This is a genomic window from Algoriphagus sp. (assembly GCF_030694375.1).
Taxonomy (GTDB): Bacteria; Bacteroidota; Bacteroidia; order Cytophagales; family Cyclobacteriaceae; genus Algoriphagus.
This window is the reverse complement of sequence record NZ_JAUXYL010000038.1, coordinates 184,528-198,868: the sequence shown is the minus strand read 5'-3', so window position 1 is coordinate 198,868 and position 14,341 is coordinate 184,528. Positions and strand designations below refer to the sequence as shown.

At 43.1% G+C, this 14,341-nt stretch carries 14 protein-coding genes; 6 read left to right on the top strand and 8 right to left on the bottom strand.

All coding sequences use genetic code 11. The annotated features are described in order from the left end of the window. The first annotated feature begins 74 nt into the window (after positions 1-74). Entirely contained in the window at positions 75-326 is a 252-nt protein-coding gene (locus Q8M62_RS12610; protein ID WP_304901133.1) for a hypothetical protein, read from the top strand. Further along, positions 323-562 (top strand): hypothetical protein, encoded by a 240-nt coding sequence (locus Q8M62_RS12605; protein ID WP_092730808.1) that lies wholly within the window; start codon positions 323-325, stop codon positions 560-562. Before Q8M62_RS12610 ends, Q8M62_RS12605 begins: the two co-directional genes overlap by 4 nt. On the opposite strand, the gene Q8M62_RS12600 is transcribed toward Q8M62_RS12605, so the two are convergent. Next, positions 559-1,266: a hypothetical protein gene (locus Q8M62_RS12600; protein ID WP_305668162.1), complete on the bottom strand. Its 708-nt coding sequence runs from the start codon at positions 1,264-1,266 to the stop codon at positions 559-561. The two genes, Q8M62_RS12605 and Q8M62_RS12600, sit on opposite strands and share 4 nt — an antisense overlap. Before the next feature lie 116 nt (positions 1,267-1,382). Then, the gene (locus tag Q8M62_RS12595; protein WP_370690561.1) at positions 1,383-3,527 is read right to left on the bottom strand and encodes a S9 family peptidase; all 2,145 of its coding nucleotides are present in this window, start codon (positions 3,525-3,527) and stop codon (positions 1,383-1,385) included. Between the two features lie 169 nt (positions 3,528-3,696). Between Q8M62_RS12595 and Q8M62_RS12590 the strand changes: the two genes are divergently transcribed. After that, positions 3,697-4,683 carry a D-alanine--D-alanine ligase gene (locus Q8M62_RS12590; protein WP_304901130.1) on the top strand — a complete coding sequence of 329 codons (987 nt, stop codon included), beginning with the start codon at positions 3,697-3,699 and terminating at the stop codon, positions 4,681-4,683. 135 nt (positions 4,684-4,818) lie between these two features. Here Q8M62_RS12590 and Q8M62_RS12585 read toward each other — a convergent pair whose 3' ends face one another. The 3 genes from Q8M62_RS12585 to Q8M62_RS12575 all read right to left on the bottom strand — a co-directional run bounded on the left by Q8M62_RS12585 (position 4,819) and on the right by Q8M62_RS12575 (position 8,772). Continuing rightward, the gene (locus Q8M62_RS12585; protein WP_304901129.1) at positions 4,819-5,553 is read right to left on the bottom strand and encodes an MIP/aquaporin family protein; all 735 of its coding nucleotides are present in this window, start codon (positions 5,551-5,553) and stop codon (positions 4,819-4,821) included. A gap of 113 nt (positions 5,554-5,666) precedes the next feature. After that, on the bottom strand, positions 5,667-7,166 hold the full coding sequence (gene glpK, locus Q8M62_RS12580) for a glycerol kinase GlpK (RefSeq protein ID WP_304901128.1): 1,500 nt from the start codon (positions 7,164-7,166) through the stop codon (positions 5,667-5,669). A 40-nt stretch (positions 7,167-7,206) separates the two neighbouring features. Then, a complete protein-coding gene (locus tag Q8M62_RS12575) occupies positions 7,207-8,772 on the bottom strand; it encodes a glycerol-3-phosphate dehydrogenase/oxidase (protein ID WP_304901127.1) in 1,566 nt (521 codons plus the stop codon). Positions 8,773-9,269: 497 nt separating this feature from the next. On the opposite strand from Q8M62_RS12575, the gene Q8M62_RS12570 reads away from it, so the two are divergent. Next, complete coding sequence (locus tag Q8M62_RS12570) at positions 9,270-10,253, top strand: BF3164 family lipoprotein (RefSeq protein WP_304901126.1); 984 nt, start codon at positions 9,270-9,272, stop codon at positions 10,251-10,253. A 111-nt stretch (positions 10,254-10,364) separates the two neighbouring features. Here Q8M62_RS12570 and Q8M62_RS12565 read toward each other — a convergent pair whose 3' ends face one another. The 3 genes from Q8M62_RS12565 to Q8M62_RS12555 form a co-directional block, all read right to left on the bottom strand. After that, positions 10,365-10,862 (bottom strand): histidine phosphatase family protein, encoded by a 498-nt coding sequence (locus Q8M62_RS12565; protein WP_304901125.1) that lies wholly within the window; start codon positions 10,860-10,862, stop codon positions 10,365-10,367. A 155-nt stretch (positions 10,863-11,017) separates the two neighbouring features. Continuing rightward, complete coding sequence (locus Q8M62_RS12560) at positions 11,018-11,752, bottom strand: RluA family pseudouridine synthase (protein WP_304901124.1); 735 nt, start codon at positions 11,750-11,752, stop codon at positions 11,018-11,020. Positions 11,753-11,846: 94 nt separating this feature from the next. After that, positions 11,847-12,326: a GNAT family N-acetyltransferase gene (locus Q8M62_RS12555; RefSeq protein ID WP_304901123.1), complete on the bottom strand. Its 480-nt coding sequence runs from the start codon at positions 12,324-12,326 to the stop codon at positions 11,847-11,849. Between the two features lie 71 nt (positions 12,327-12,397). On the opposite strand from Q8M62_RS12555, the gene Q8M62_RS12550 reads away from it, so the two are divergent. Together Q8M62_RS12550 and Q8M62_RS12545 are read left to right on the top strand one after the other, a co-directional pair. Next, the gene (locus Q8M62_RS12550) at positions 12,398-13,171 is read left to right on the top strand and encodes a type III pantothenate kinase (protein WP_304901122.1); all 774 of its coding nucleotides are present in this window, start codon (positions 12,398-12,400) and stop codon (positions 13,169-13,171) included. Between the two features lie 78 nt (positions 13,172-13,249). Then, complete coding sequence (locus tag Q8M62_RS12545; protein ID WP_304901121.1) at positions 13,250-14,290, top strand: quinone-dependent dihydroorotate dehydrogenase; 1,041 nt, start codon at positions 13,250-13,252, stop codon at positions 14,288-14,290. Positions 14,291-14,341 lie beyond the last annotated feature (51 nt).

Sequence of the window (14,341 nt, the reverse complement as noted above, 5' to 3'; positions counted from 1 at the left end):
TTCTTCAGCTAACCCCGGACTATACATTAGAATCTGTATTAGCTTGTCCCGAAGAATGCCGGGAAGAGCTAAAAATGCTAGAAAACAAGCATATAACGAATGAAGCATCCTTTATTTTCGGGACCGTGACTGAATTAGATGCAGCAAAGCGTTTGATTTTGTCCGCAGTGGCGGATGAGCTCGTAATAGGAAGTTTAATGAATATTCCGGGTAAATTTATCTCGAACGAGCAGTCATGCCTTGAGTCATTTTGGAAAGTCTTTGATCAAAAAGCTGAACCAATTTGGTTAAATTGGAGTCATTGTGGAGAAACGCAAGAAATATGAGTCGGGAAGAATTTAGCTGTATGCCAATCCATCAAAAAATCAGAATTCTCTTCATTGAGGGGACTTTTGTGGTGGGTATCCGCTATTACCGACATAAGATCAACCTTTATTTACTTAGAGATGAATACGTCGAGGTTTTTTACAATCACAAGTTGGACCGGATCGACCGCATCGAATATTTGCAGCGGGATCACAGTCGGATGAAGTTTTACCTCGATCAGATCAAAATTGACTAATCAAACTTTTCAAACTCTCCCTGATAAAAATCCTCACGATACCTAAAGCGACCTACGCCTTTAAGATTTCCTTCCAGAATTTCTGTACTTGCATCGGAAGCTTTCATCGGCAAATCAAATTCGATCGTGACTTCGATCTTACGAATGTTGTTTCCGCCCAGATCTTTAATCATCCCTTCATTAACTGCAAGAACTCGGACTTTGCCACCTTTAGGTTGATAAAAATATTCCGGTTGATAGAAATAATATTTTATATCATTTGCAAGTAGAACTCTAAATTGATCAAAACTGCTGTAGGAAACTTCTCTTTTAGCCTTCTCTTTTTCAGACATAAAGACTCCCAAAACGTCCTCATAAGGATAATGTATATTGAAATAATCGAAAACAACTTGCATAGGAATAGACCCACCAATGGGAGGGTTGTTTGAAAAATCTTTTTTGGGTATTTCAATGCTCAAGGTCCACCCTTTTTCAATACTTCTAATTGCAAGGTCATGATTCCCTTGGTAGGTAAAATTGATTCCGAAAATCCCAGTACCATTTGATGACCGAATATCAGTAGTTCCAAAATTGCTTCCATCAGGCAAAGTCCCTTCAAATCCCACCTGATCCAGTAGGTTTTCTGGTTCCTCATTTTCCTGACAGGAGAAGGAAACAATAATTAAAAGCAAAGCTGGGAGGATCTTAAATGCGTTTTTCATCATAAGTGCTTTTGGTTGATAAAAGTGTTTGATTTCGAGACGGATCGTAGATCGGTTACGCTACAAAAAAAACCGCAGAAGCTTCCTCCTGCGGTTTTTTATCTATTGGTTGATTCTATTTACAACTTTCTCTTCAGGAAATCTGTCATCTGGGTGTAAAGGTGCCAAGTCGTATTTCCACCGTAGATCCCGTGGTTCCGATTAGGGTAATAGAAGGTCTCAAACTGTTTATCCGCAGCAATCAAAGCATTGACCAAATCGACGGAGTTTTGAAAATGGACGTTATCATCGCCCGTTCCGTGTATCAGTAGAAAGTTTCCTTTTAGCATGTTTACGTGCGTGATGGGGCTGTTGTCATCGTATCCGGCAGCATTAAGCTGTGGAGTCTGAAGGTAGCGCTCTGTGTAGATCGTGTCGTAATATCTCCAGGTAGTCACCGGAGCGACTGCGATGGCAGTTTTGAAAACATCGTTGCCCTTCATGAGTGCCAGCGAGGACATATATCCTCCATACGACCAGCCCCAAATGCCGATTCGCGCGGGGTCCACAAAAGGCATCTTGGCAAAATACTTCGCTCCTTCGATCTGATCAATGGTTTCCAATTTTCCAAGATTAGCATAGGTGGAATGCTTGAAATCACGTCCTCTTGCGCCTGTTCCCCGATTGTCAATACAAGCCACAATAATTCCTTCGGCAGCCAATTGCTGATGCCAAAAGTCCCGAGTTCCTCCCCAGGAATTTAGCACATTCTGCGAACCCGGACCGCCATAGACGTACATCAGCACAGGATATTTCTTGTTGGGATCAAAATCAGCAGGTTTGATGATGTAGCCGTTCAGCATGGAGCCATCAACCGTAGGGAAGGTGAAAAATTCCTTTTTCCCTAAAGCAAAACCGGACAGTCGCTCCTTCAGTCCCTGATTATCTTCCAAGACCTTTATCTCTTTTCCGGAGGATTCATTCAAAGTCACCTTCACAGGAGTGTCAGTCGTAGAGTAATAATCAATGAAGAACTTGTGATCCGAACTCATATTGATGGTGTGTGTGCCTTTGGAAGGTGTCAGGATTTTTTTCCCTTTCCCATCCAGATTGATTACATAGAAATTTCGCTCAAGCGGAGATGCTTCCGTGGAAATAAAATAAAGCTTTCTGGCTTTTTCATCCACCCCTACCATCGCTGTAACTTCCCAATTACCGGTTGTAATTTGTCGGATTAGACTTCCGTCCAGATTATGATGGTAAATGTGCTTGAAGCCATCTTGCTCGGAAGTGCGGATAAAAGTCTTGCCATCACTGAGGTACTGCAAGTCATCATTATAATCAAGATCCACATAAGTTTTGGAAGTCTCGGAGATGATCAGTTTGCTTTCACCCGAAATTGCATTTGCATGAAACAGGTCGAGCTGATTTTGCAGGCGATTCAGTCGGATAAACGCCAGTTGGTTGGCATCTTTTGTCCAGTAGATTCTGGGCAGGTAAATGTCTGTTTCAGATCCAACATCCACTTTTTGGGTTTTCCCATTCACCAAATCGTACACATGAATGCTCACTAACGCATTTTTCTCACCCGCTTTTGGATACTTGAATTTGTAATCCTGCGGATAAAGTGGTCCCCAGGTTTGCATATTGAATTCAGGAACTTGTGTCTCGTCAAATCGGATAAAGGCAATTTTCTTTCCATCAGGCGACCATTTGAAAGCTTGTGCCATGGAAAATTCCTCCTCATACACCCAATCGGCAGCTCCGTTGATGATCTTGTTCCACTCACCGTCTGTCGTGATTTGGGTAAGTTTATTACTGGCCAACTCCACCATATACAGGTTATTTTCTTTGACAAAAGCCACTTTGTCATTGTCAGGAGAGAGCGTGGCGTAAGAAATTTTCTCTCCGTTCATCAGCTGCTGCTTTTGGCCAGTGGTCATATCCACCACATAGAAAACACCTTTGGAAGACCGCCGATAAATAGACTCAACATCGGTTGCGATCAATGCCTTAGATTCATCTGCATTGAAGCTGTAAGATGAAAAACTCACACCCAAAGCGCGTCCGTCCAGTAAAACTCCGGCTTCAGCGCCGGTGGACACATTGATTTTGAGCAATGCAGGAGCACCGTTTCGCTCAACCTGTGAACTGTAAAACTGTCCATCTTTCATCCAGTTGATACCATAGACGGATTTTTGGGAGAAGGTGCCTTTTTTGAAGACATCCTCCAGGCTTACTTTTTTCAGACTTTGGGCATGGGTGCTATGTGCCATTCCGATCATCACGATCCAAGCCAAGCTGAGCACTTTCCAACTTTTAATCATATCCTTGAAATTTTGGGTAAAATTCTTGTGGTAAATCTGGGCGAATATATAAAACCCTCCATGCGTTTCGAAACCCTTGGAGGGTAAACGGAAAATAAGCTATTTCGTAACCTTAATTTTTCCAGCCATGAAGAAAAAAATTGCCTTGGTTACCGGGGGCTTTACCGGTGAATCTGTCATCTCACTTAAAAGTGCAGCAGTTGTAGAAAAAACTATTGACAGAGATCGGTATGATGTCTACAAAATTTTCGTGTATCCGGGCGATTGGCACTTCGTCTGTGCTTCAGGAGAAAAAATTCCCGTGGATCTGAATGACTTCAGCATCACAATAGGAGATGAAAAAGTCAAGTTTGACGGTGTTTTCAATATCCTCCACGGCTCGCCGGGAGAGGACGGTAAATTGGCTGGATATTTTGACATGCTCGGCATTCCATATACCACTTGTGATCAACTGACTTCGGCGATCACGATGAATAAGGGCTACACCAAAGCAATTGTTCAGGATATTCCTGAATTGAACGTGGCTAGATCGATCCAGCTTTTTGAAAATGTGGTTGAAAACGCCTCGAAAATTGCCGATAGTCTGACTTTGCCACTTTTTATCAAGCCCAATAACGGCGGGAGCTCTATCGGAATGAGCAAAGTAAAAACTTGGGAAGAATTGCCGGAAGCCTTAGGAAAGGCTTTTGCTGAGGACGCTCAGGTTTTGGTAGAAGAGTTTGTATCTGGACGGGAGTTTTCGATCGGGATTTTTAAAGGGAAAGGCCAAATCACCGTACTTCCCGCGACAGAAATTGTGAGCAGCAAGGAGTTTTTTGACTACGAGGCCAAATATGTTCCGGGAGTCTGTGAGGAAATCACTCCCGGGAGAATGACCGAAGAGGAAGTCGAGCGAGTCGGCAGGATCGTGACCAAAGTCTATGAAAAACTGAACTGCAAAGGCGCTGTCCGGGTCGACTACTTTCTACAGCAGGAGACAGGAAAGTTCTATTTCATTGAGATTAACACCGTCCCAGGACAGACTGAGACAAGCCTGATTTCACAACAGGTGAAAGCAACAGGGAAAAGCATTAAGGAGTTTTATACCGAGCTGATTGAGGAGATGTTTTCTTAGAGGCAAGGTGCGAGGGACAAGAAGCTAGAAAATGACAGCCCCAACATGATTGGACTAGCCCCCAAAAGTTGGACGGATTAAGAGAATTTTCAAGAATTGAATATTTGGCGATTACGATCCCCAAATATCACATTTTCAGGCTCCGACTACTAAATACAGCCCCGCAGCCAAAGCACTTCCGATAATCGGGCCAACTATTGGAACCCAAGAATATCCCCAATCTGAACTCCCTTTTCCAGTGATTGGTAAAATCTGATGCATTATCCTCGGACCCAAATCACGGGCGGGGTTGATCGCATAGCCTGTCGTGCCTCCAAGGGATAAGCCGATCACCCACACCAAAAGAGCAACTGGTAAGGCCCCAATTGAGCCCAAGCCAATGGGGGTCCCAGTTGGGTCTTCCAGCTTTGCGCCAGCGATATAGAGAATCACCAAAATCAGGACAAATGTCCCGATGATTTCAGAAGTCAAACTTGTATTAAAATTCCGGATAGCAGGATCCGTGCAAAAAGGCGCACGCTTCAATAAGGGATCTTTTTCCAAATCAAAATGATCCCGGTACATCAGCCAAGTCAAAAACGATCCCATCATGGCTCCACCCAGTTGGGCTAGCATATATCCCGGTGCGAGAGCCCAGTCAAATTTTCCGACTATTCCTAAACCAATGGTCACAACTGGGTTTAAATGTGCTCCGCTGTAAGGTCCTGCCACGACTACTCCACAAAATACACCCAAAGCCCAAGCAGTAGTAATTGCCATCAAGCCCCCTGCATGCCCTTTTGTACCTGGTAAAAGGACATTCGCAACAACCCCTGTACCCATCAGCAGCAGGATTGCAGTTCCAATAAATTCCGCGATAAATGGATTCATCTGTTTATAATTTGTTTTTTAGAGGCCAGATAGCCTGTCCCGAACTTGTTTCGGGAGAATACCCTAGATAACCATCGCCCTGTGAAAAAAGCTTTTCCGATGGGTATTTCATATTATTCTACCCAGTGTTTAGATCTTTCTACTGCTTTGTGCCAAAAGTGAATCAGCTTCTCTTGTTTTCCCACTTCCATTTCCGGTTGAAAACTTCGATCGGCTGCCCACAACGCCTGAAGTTCATCCCGATCTTTCCAAAATCCAACTGCTAATCCTGCCAGAAATGCCGCACCGATAGCTGTTGTCTCAATGATCTGCGGCCGCTTGATCTCGCAGCCCAATAAATCTGCCTGAAACTGCATCAGAAAGTTATTTGCAGTAGCGCCACCATCAACCCGAAGCTCCTGGGTTGGTTTTCCGCTATCTTTTTCCATGGCTTTGAGCACGTCATATACTTGATAAGCGATCGCTTCCAAGGCTGCTCGAGTCATGTGCGCAATAGTTGTCCCTCTGGTAATTCCAAAAAAAGCTCCTCTCGCATTTTGATCCCAATGTGGCGCTCCCAAACCGGAAAGTGCCGGTACAAAGTAAACCCCATCATTATCCTCCAGGCTCATCGCCAATTTTTCGGTTTCAGATGCTTTTTTGAATAGCTCCAAGCCATCTCTCAACCATTGGACTGCTGCTCCACCGATGAAAACCGAGCCCTCCAATGCGTAGTTAATTTCATCACCGATCTTCCAAGCCACCGTTGTCAAAAGCTGATTTTTGGAGCGCACAGCAGTATTTCCAGTATTCATAACCAGAAAGCACCCTGTACCATAAGTTGTCTTTGCCATACCTGGCTCGATACAGAGCTGCCCAAAAAGTGCCGCCTGTTGATCTCCTGCTACCCCGGCTATTGGTATTTTTACGCTCAAAACATCACCAGCTGTCTCACAAAACACCTCACTGCAAGTTTTGACTTCCGGGAGCATGGATTTTGGAATATCGAAAAGATTTAAAAGCTCCTGATCCCAGTCCTGCGAATGAATATTGAAAAGCATCGTGCGACTGGCGTTTGTGATGTCAGTCAGATGAGATTGACCTTTAGTTAGTTTCCAAATCAGCCAAGAATCCACTGTACCAAATGCCAATTCCCCTGCCTCAGCTCTTTCCCGAGCTCCTTTTACATTTTCCAGAATCCATCGGATTTTAGTTGCTGAAAAATACGCATCAATGATCAATCCTGTCTTTTCAGCGATCATTTCAGCGTGGCCTTTTTCCTTCAGTTCATCGCAAAAAGCTGCTGTTCTCCGATCCTGCCATACAATGGCTTTATGGATGGGTTTCCCTGTCTTGCGTTCCCAAACGATGGTTGTTTCACGTTGATTGGTTATGCCTATTGCTGCGATTTGATCCGCACGAATGTCTTTGTCAACCAAGGCTTCGATCATCACAGCAGACTGGCTGGTCCAGATCTCGTTGGCATCGTGTTCCACCCAACCCTGATTGGGGAAATATTGCTTGAACTCCTTTTGGGCAACCGAGACAATCTGTCCCTGCTTATCAAAAACAATGGCTCTGGAACTGGTCGTGCCTTGATCCAGCGCCATGAGGTAGGGTTTGGTTTGGGTCATTTTGGGTATTGGGGTTAATTGGAAATCAAGATTTAAAAAATTAAGACTTAATCAAATATTTCTCCGCCACTTTTCTAAAATCTTCCAACTCTTTTTCAATCCAGCCTTCATCCTTTCCAAGTTCCGAGGCCATCAGTTTCACCACTTTTTCCGCTGAATCAAGAGCAGCTTGTGCATCCAAGATCAACATCCGAATCCTACGGGAAAGCACATCCTCGATCTTGACCGCCATCTCATGTCTTACCGCCCATACCACTTCAGCCAAAATATTTGGAAATTCAGGATGAATCCGTTCAGAAAGACCGGAATCTGCCTTTGTCAAATCCTGTATCAAGACCGCATTCGATCCATAGACTGCCCAATGCCCTTTTGGGATCACCTTGGTAAAGCCATGAAGTAGAATGTCCTTAGATCTCGAGTTGTCCATGGACTTGCCTGTGATTTTTGGAAAATACTCCACAGTATCTTCTCCCATTTTACGAAACGTGGTCCATTTTCCTCCTGTGAGTGTCACCAAGCCACTTTCGGAAACAATCACTTTATGGGAGCGGGAGATTTCTTTGGTTTTGGTACTCCCTTCTTTAGGACGCGCCAAAGGTCTAAGTCCAGCAAAAACAGACTTGACATCGGCTCGGGTGGGCTTTCGAGTCAAATATCCAGCAGCAGTCTCCAATACAAAATCTATTTCCTTCTGTAAAGCCTCTGGTTCGAGTTTGGCTTTTTCCCGCAGGGTATCGGTCGTCCCGACAACCAGTTTTCCCTGCCAGGGAACGGCAAAAAGGACTCTACCATCCCGGGTTTTTGGAATCATCAGGGCATCTTTTCCACCCAAAAAATCCAAATCCAAAACCAGATGAATTCCCTGGCTAGGTTGGATGGTCTTCGCCGCGTCGGGATTATCCATTTGGAGAACTTTGTCAGCAAATACTCCCGTAGCATTAACCACCATTCGAGCCTTGATTGAATATTTCTTTTTGCTCAACATGTCCTGCACATGCAATCCGCTGAGTTTGCCCGATGCATCTTTTTCGAGCGCATTTACCTTGGTATAATTCAGCACAATAGCTCCTGCGTGATCGGTAGTTTGCGCGATTGAAAGCGCAAGTCGAGCATCATCAAACTGCCCGTCATAATAGACAATTCCACCAAAAAGTCCTTCGGGATTGATACCAGGCATCCGTCTGATTGTTTCTTCTTTTGAAATATAGCTTGACGAACCCAAGCTCAAGTTGGCGGACATGTAGTCATACATCTTAAGACCTGCGCTGTACTGTATCCGATCCCAACGGTTGTAAACAGGAATGATAAAAGCCTGATTTTGGGTCAAATGAGGAGCATTCTTAATCAGTCGGCCTCGCTCTCGCAGTGCTTCCAATACCAAAAAAACATCTCCTTGAGCAAGGTATCGGACGCCTCCATGCAGGAGTTTCGTACTTCGGCTGGAAGTGCCTTTGGCGAAATCTGCTTTTTCAAAAAGTGCCACGGAAAGGCCTCTGGAAACTGCATCCAAGGCTACGCCTAATCCTGAGGCACCTCCTCCGATGACAACAATGTCCCAGATCTTTTCCTTGTTTTGAAGTTGTTTGAGGTTTTCGTCGCGATTCATGGGTTCCTTCACTTGTGATTTCAAGATAAAGGAATTGAATCGTGAATGGAAAAATCGGAATAAATTTCTTTAGATCATTTAGCACCTTAATGAGATCCAAATTTTTTCAGAAATAAACTTATATTTCTTTTGATTATTCAAAAAAAAAAAAAATAGCTTAACATCAGATTAAGTTTTAAACCGGTTGAATCTTTTTTCGCAGCTAAAAGCCAAGCTGATGATTGGCTAAATTCTAATTTTATAAACATGAAAATTATTAGAGTATTTATGATTGCATTTTTGACGATTGGGTCAATTTCATTTGCAAAATCTGGTCAAGTGAACTGCTACTCAGAGTCTAGGGCGAAGGCTGGCGCAACATATTATGATTGCGGAGATTGTACCATTAAGTTCAATTCCAAAGGGTTTGGAGCAGCAAGTTTTTGCGAAACGAATCCAGAAATAGGAGGTTAATGAAGAGGGTGTCAAAATGGTTTCTGATTTTTAGTTCAATAATCTTGATCGAATCCTGTACTAATCCTGAACAAATAAGAAGAGTAAAAATTTCAGGAGAACGTGAGCAAATTCTTCAAAATGAAGTTGCAGAATTAGATGTTACCATTTTTGACACCCTAATATTTATTCACAAATATTCAGCTGAAAGTTTTTTTTCTGTCTATTCAAAAAAGGATAAACGATTTTTAAGGGATTGGTTAAAAAATGGAAATGGCCCAGATGAATTTTCAGCACCGAAACTTTTCAAGCAATTAAGTTCAAATAATTTATTTGTGTATGATGTTTTTAGAGGTGGAGTATTTCAGGTGAATGACTTTTTCTTTTCTGTTTTGGAGATAGATTATTTATATGAGGTTGATCCGGTAATTGGACTAACTCAAGATATGATGCTAAAAAATGATAGCTTACTTATTGGTAATCTTGGTTATTTAAGTCCTGAACCCTTTCTCATAAAGGGCTTTGATATAAAAAATAAAAAGGAAATATTTTCGGTTCCAATCTTGGATCTCAACGAGTATGTTTCAGAAAGTGTAACGGATTTTTATACTACTTTTTATAACTTTTTCCGCTTGAAGCCTGATGGCTCTAAATCAGTAATCGCTTTTAATTATTTTGACCGTCTATTAATTTTTGATGAAGATTATACTAATGCAAAGAAGGTAGATGGTGAATTAGGGGTTAAAAAAGTAAAAATGTTGGAGGGAAAACCCCTTGATCTAGTCAATTATTATTTTGATTTAGAGGTCACAAACGATTACATTTTCGCCCTTTATTACGATCAACCTGAATCAGAATATGGCGAGGTGATGAAACCTAGCCAAATTAAAATTTTCGACTGGGACGGGGTCTTGATACAAGTAATAGAGACGCCTGATTATTTGATGGGAATAAGTTTTGATGAAGAGGATCAAACTTTATATGGAGTTGACCATTTTCAGGAGAAAATTCTCAAATATAATTTCACCAAGATATTGGAAATGAATTAAAATACTAGTCAATAATTTGTATTGTAATATTCAAACTATCGAGATAAAGTTTGGACTTCAAATGCCATTTTCTAAAAGCTTAATACGGTTTGCAATTAAACTAATCAGGCTTCAATAATCCTTGTAAACTTTTCGCTCAACAGAAGAAGAATTGGATTCCAACTTCACCACATAGATAAAGTCGTATTCCAAATCCGTCAGATCAGCAAACTTCTCCCCATCACTCACAAAATAGTTTGCCAATTGGCTCACTGTATTACTATGACCGACGACTAGCGCGTTCCCTTCTAGTTTTCTTAACTGCTCCACCAAGCCATCGTGATTTTTGGGATCATAGATCTGAATTTCGACCCCTGCGGCTGAAGCGGTAGGTTCTACTGTTGAACGGGTCCGTTTGTAATCTGTTGAAAAAACGTGCTTGATATCCTGATCTTCAAGAATCTGTGCAAGTTTTTTTGCACGAATTCCGCCTACATAAGCTAAGTCTGGATCCTCACCTACCAGTTGCTTTTCGGCATGTCGGACGATATAGATGGTTTTGGGTTGGTTTGGTGAGGTGCAGGCTCCTAGAATTAGGATGAAGCTTAGAAAAAGGAGAAGGTTTTTCATAGTTAATGGAGATATGCTTCGCGCTTGCCTGCCGGAGGCAGGAGACACACTTGAAATAGGTCCACTAGAGCGGACGAAATAATAGAGGCATTTCTATCGGATAAGACAAATACTAACTTTAAAACACAGGTATTTCTACTGTATTTCTTTTTTAATTACCCCGAAAACGTATTATCCAGATGCTGATCTTTCACCCTTCGCTCTTCAAATTCAAGGAATTGCTCCCAGAATTCTGACTCAGGAAGTGCCGCTCGCATATACAATTTCTCCTTCAGGGTAGGATGTACAAAAATAAGATGAAAGGCATGCAGGTTAATGCTCGCATCCGGATTTGGCTTGGCAAAACCATACTTCACATCACCCCGAATCGGGCAACCCATGGATGCCAACTGTACGCGAATCTGATGTGGACGACCGGAGATCGGACGAACTTCCAAAAGCCAGTGGTCATTCATATAACCCAAAGTTTTGTAATTCAACTCGGCTTTTTGCGAACCGGGCACTTCTCTGTCGTGTGCGGTGACCACATTTTTGAATTCGTCTTTGGTCAAGTAGTGCGTCAGTTTGCCCATCTCTTCACGAGGCTTGCGCTTTACAATCGCCCAATAGACTTTGTGGATCTCCCGCTTGCGGAAGAGTTCCATCATACGCTCCAATCCCTTGGATGTACGGGCAAAAGCCACCAATCCACTTACCGGCCTATCCAGTCTGTGGACCGGATGAAGGAATACCTCTCCCGGCTTATTGTATTTCTCAGCAATGTATTCTTTGCAATAATCGGTCAGTGTTTTGTCACCGGTTTTATCACCCTGAACAAGGATGCCCGCGGCTTTATTGACGATCAGGAGGTGGTTGTCCTCATAGACAACGGAAAATGGCTTCTTTTTCATAATGAATCACAAAGGTAGAATTAATTTTGGACAGAAGACCGGAGACCGAAGACCGAAGAATTCTTCCGTCTCCGGTCTACCGTCTTCCAGCCAATTATCTTTTCAACAATTCCCTGATTTCGTAATCCTGCAAATGCGCATTGAGCCAGCCTGCTTCGAGGGTGGCTCCGTACTTTTTGTAAAAATTGATCGCAGGCTCGTTCCAGTCCAGTACCTGCCACATCATTCCGGTGCAGTTGGCTTCCAAAGCCTTTGCCATGACCCGGTCAAAAAGCAGTTTTCCGGCTCCATTTCCCCGTTCAGATTCAGTCACCACGATATCTTCCAGGTAAAGCCTTTTTCCTTTCCAAGTGGAATAGCGGTAATAATAGATAGCGATGCCGATGATTTGATCTGTTTCATTTTTCTCACAGACGTACATTCCATAGATCGGATTTGACCCAAAGCCATCTTCTTTCATCAATTCGAGGGTATTGGTGACTTGTTCTGGAGCTTTTTCATAGAGCGCAAGTTCTTTGATCAGTTCGAGGACACGGGGGAGGTCTTCAATTTTGCCTTCGCGGAGAGAATACATAAGCGAAAAAGGGATTTGAATTTGGGAATTACTTTTACGATCGCCTAAATTAGTCAAAACCTGATAACAGAATGTTTTTAGCCATCGATGCCGGCAATTCCAATGTTGTTTTTGCACTCTTTGATCAAAAAAGCGGAAAATGGACCAACCAATTCCGCCTGGAAACCAAGACTCCGAAACTCATTTCCCAGCTGAGCAAAAAAGTCCCACTCTACTTTTTGGAACATGGAATCCATGCTTCTCAAATTGAAAAGATCGGGTTCAGCTCCGTCGTCCCGGAAATCAACAGCATTATCGATCAATTTTGCCAATCTTACTTTGGACAATCTCCTTATTTGATCTCTGCGAAAAGCTATGAAACATTGCCGATCAAATCGCTCCGTCCAAATGAAATAGGCAGTGATTTGATGTGTAATGTAATGGCAGCATTTTCCCGACTTGCCAAACCGGTGATTATAGTAGATTTTGGCACGGCCTTGACATTCACAGCTGTGGATGAAAAAGGAGAAATTCTTGGAGTAAATATCGTCCCGGGTCTGAAAACAGCCATCCACTCCCTTTTTACCAATACTTCCAAACTTCCAGAAGTCGAGCTAAAACTCCCTAAGTCAGCACTGGGTAAAAATACGATTCACGCCATCCAAGCTGGAGTTTTGTACGGCTACACGGGCTTGGTCAAAGGAATGATCGAAGCGATCGAGGCAGAAACTCGCCTGCAATTCAAAATTATTGCAACCGGTGGATTAGCGGCAATTTTGACAACCTTGGAAAGCACCTTCGACGAAGTGGATCGAAATCTGACTTTGGAAGGTCTCAGATTGATCACTGAAGCGAATTCAACCTAAGGTGAAAACACGGGGATTTCAACCTTATTTTCCCCAATCAATCCCTAACTTTGGGGACATAACTCCTGAATTATAGCCGTGTACAAATCCATACTTAAGCCCCTCTTTTTTCTAAAAAAACCGGAAGACGCACACCATTTCACATTCGATCTCACCAAACTGACCTTCAATCTCCCTATCATAAATTCGATTGTAAAGTCAACTTTTAAATTCGAAGATCCGAAGTTGGAGCGAGAAGTATTCGGCCTGAAATTCAAAAACCCGGTGGGTTTGGCAGCCGGTTTTGATAAAGACGCCAAGCTCATCGACGAGATGGCCATGCTGGGTTTCGGATTTATCGAAATCGGTACGCTGACACCGAAACCTCAGGAAGGAAATCCCCAACCCCGTTTGTTCAGACTACCACAGGATGAAGCATTGATCAATCGAATGGGCTTCAACAATGGGGGTGTCTTGGCTGCTGTGGAGCGATTGAAAAAGCGAAAATCAGACGTCATTGTTGGGGGAAATATTGGTAAAAATAAAGTCACCCCAAATGAAAATGCGGTGGACGATTACCTGATTTGTCTGGAAACCCTTCATCCTTATGTGGATTATTTCGTCGTCAATGTGAGTTCTCCAAATACCCCGAACCTGCGTGATTTGCAGGAAAAAGAACCGCTAAAGCAGCTTTTGCAAGCAGTCAAATCGGCAAATGATCGCAAGCCAAATCCAAAACCAATCCTACTGAAAATCGCTCCCGATCTTACAGACGGACAGCTGGACGACATCGTTGAAATCGTACAGGAAACTGGCATTGCCGGGGTGATTGCGACCAATACGACCATAGACCGTTCGGAATTGAGCAGTCCGAAAAATGAAGTGGAGGCAATCGGCGCAGGTGGAGTCAGTGGCAAGGTATTAGCCAAAAGAAGTACAGAAGTCATCCGATACCTTCATCAGAGATCCAAGGGGGCATTCCCCATCGTTGGGGTCGGCGGAATTTTCTGTGCCCAAGACGCAATTGAGAAGTTGGAGGCAGGGGCGAGCTTGATTCAGGTCTACTCGGGCATGATTTATGAGGGTCCGGCACTGATTAAAAGAATTAAAAAAGGGCTTCTGGCACATTTTTCCCGGTAAGTTCTATTTATTGGCCTTTTGGCTTAAATTAAAATTGTACTTTCAAGCTTA

What these genes read in the sequence shown, in the direction of transcription:
- Q8M62_RS12610 (WP_304901133.1), top strand. Translation starts at nt 75, where the DNA reads ATGCTAGAAAACAAGCATATAACGAATGAAGCATCCTTTATTTTCGGG.
- Q8M62_RS12605 (WP_092730808.1), top strand. Translation starts at nt 323, where the DNA reads ATGAGTCGGGAAGAATTTAGCTGTATGCCAATCCATCAAAAAATCAGA.
- Q8M62_RS12600 (WP_305668162.1), bottom strand. Translation starts at nt 1,266, where the DNA reads ATGATGAAAAACGCATTTAAGATCCTCCCAGCTTTGCTTTTAATTATT.
- Q8M62_RS12595 (WP_370690561.1), bottom strand. Translation starts at nt 3,527, where the DNA reads ATGATCGGAATGGCACATAGCACCCATGCCCAAAGTCTGAAAAAAGTA.
- Q8M62_RS12590 (WP_304901130.1), top strand. Translation starts at nt 3,697, where the DNA reads ATGAAGAAAAAAATTGCCTTGGTTACCGGGGGCTTTACCGGTGAATCT.
- Q8M62_RS12585 (WP_304901129.1), bottom strand. Translation starts at nt 5,553, where the DNA reads ATGAATCCATTTATCGCGGAATTTATTGGAACTGCAATCCTGCTGCTG.
- glpK (WP_304901128.1), bottom strand. Translation starts at nt 7,166, where the DNA reads ATGACCCAAACCAAACCCTACCTCATGGCGCTGGATCAAGGCACGACC.
- Q8M62_RS12575 (WP_304901127.1), bottom strand. Translation starts at nt 8,772, where the DNA reads ATGAATCGCGACGAAAACCTCAAACAACTTCAAAACAAGGAAAAGATC.
- Q8M62_RS12565 (WP_304901125.1), bottom strand. Translation starts at nt 10,862, where the DNA reads ATGAAAAACCTTCTCCTTTTTCTAAGCTTCATCCTAATTCTAGGAGCC.
- Q8M62_RS12560 (WP_304901124.1), bottom strand. Translation starts at nt 11,752, where the DNA reads ATGAAAAAGAAGCCATTTTCCGTTGTCTATGAGGACAACCACCTCCTG.
- Q8M62_RS12555 (WP_304901123.1), bottom strand. Translation starts at nt 12,326, where the DNA reads ATGTATTCTCTCCGCGAAGGCAAAATTGAAGACCTCCCCCGTGTCCTC.
- Q8M62_RS12550 (WP_304901122.1), top strand. Translation starts at nt 12,398, where the DNA reads ATGTTTTTAGCCATCGATGCCGGCAATTCCAATGTTGTTTTTGCACTC.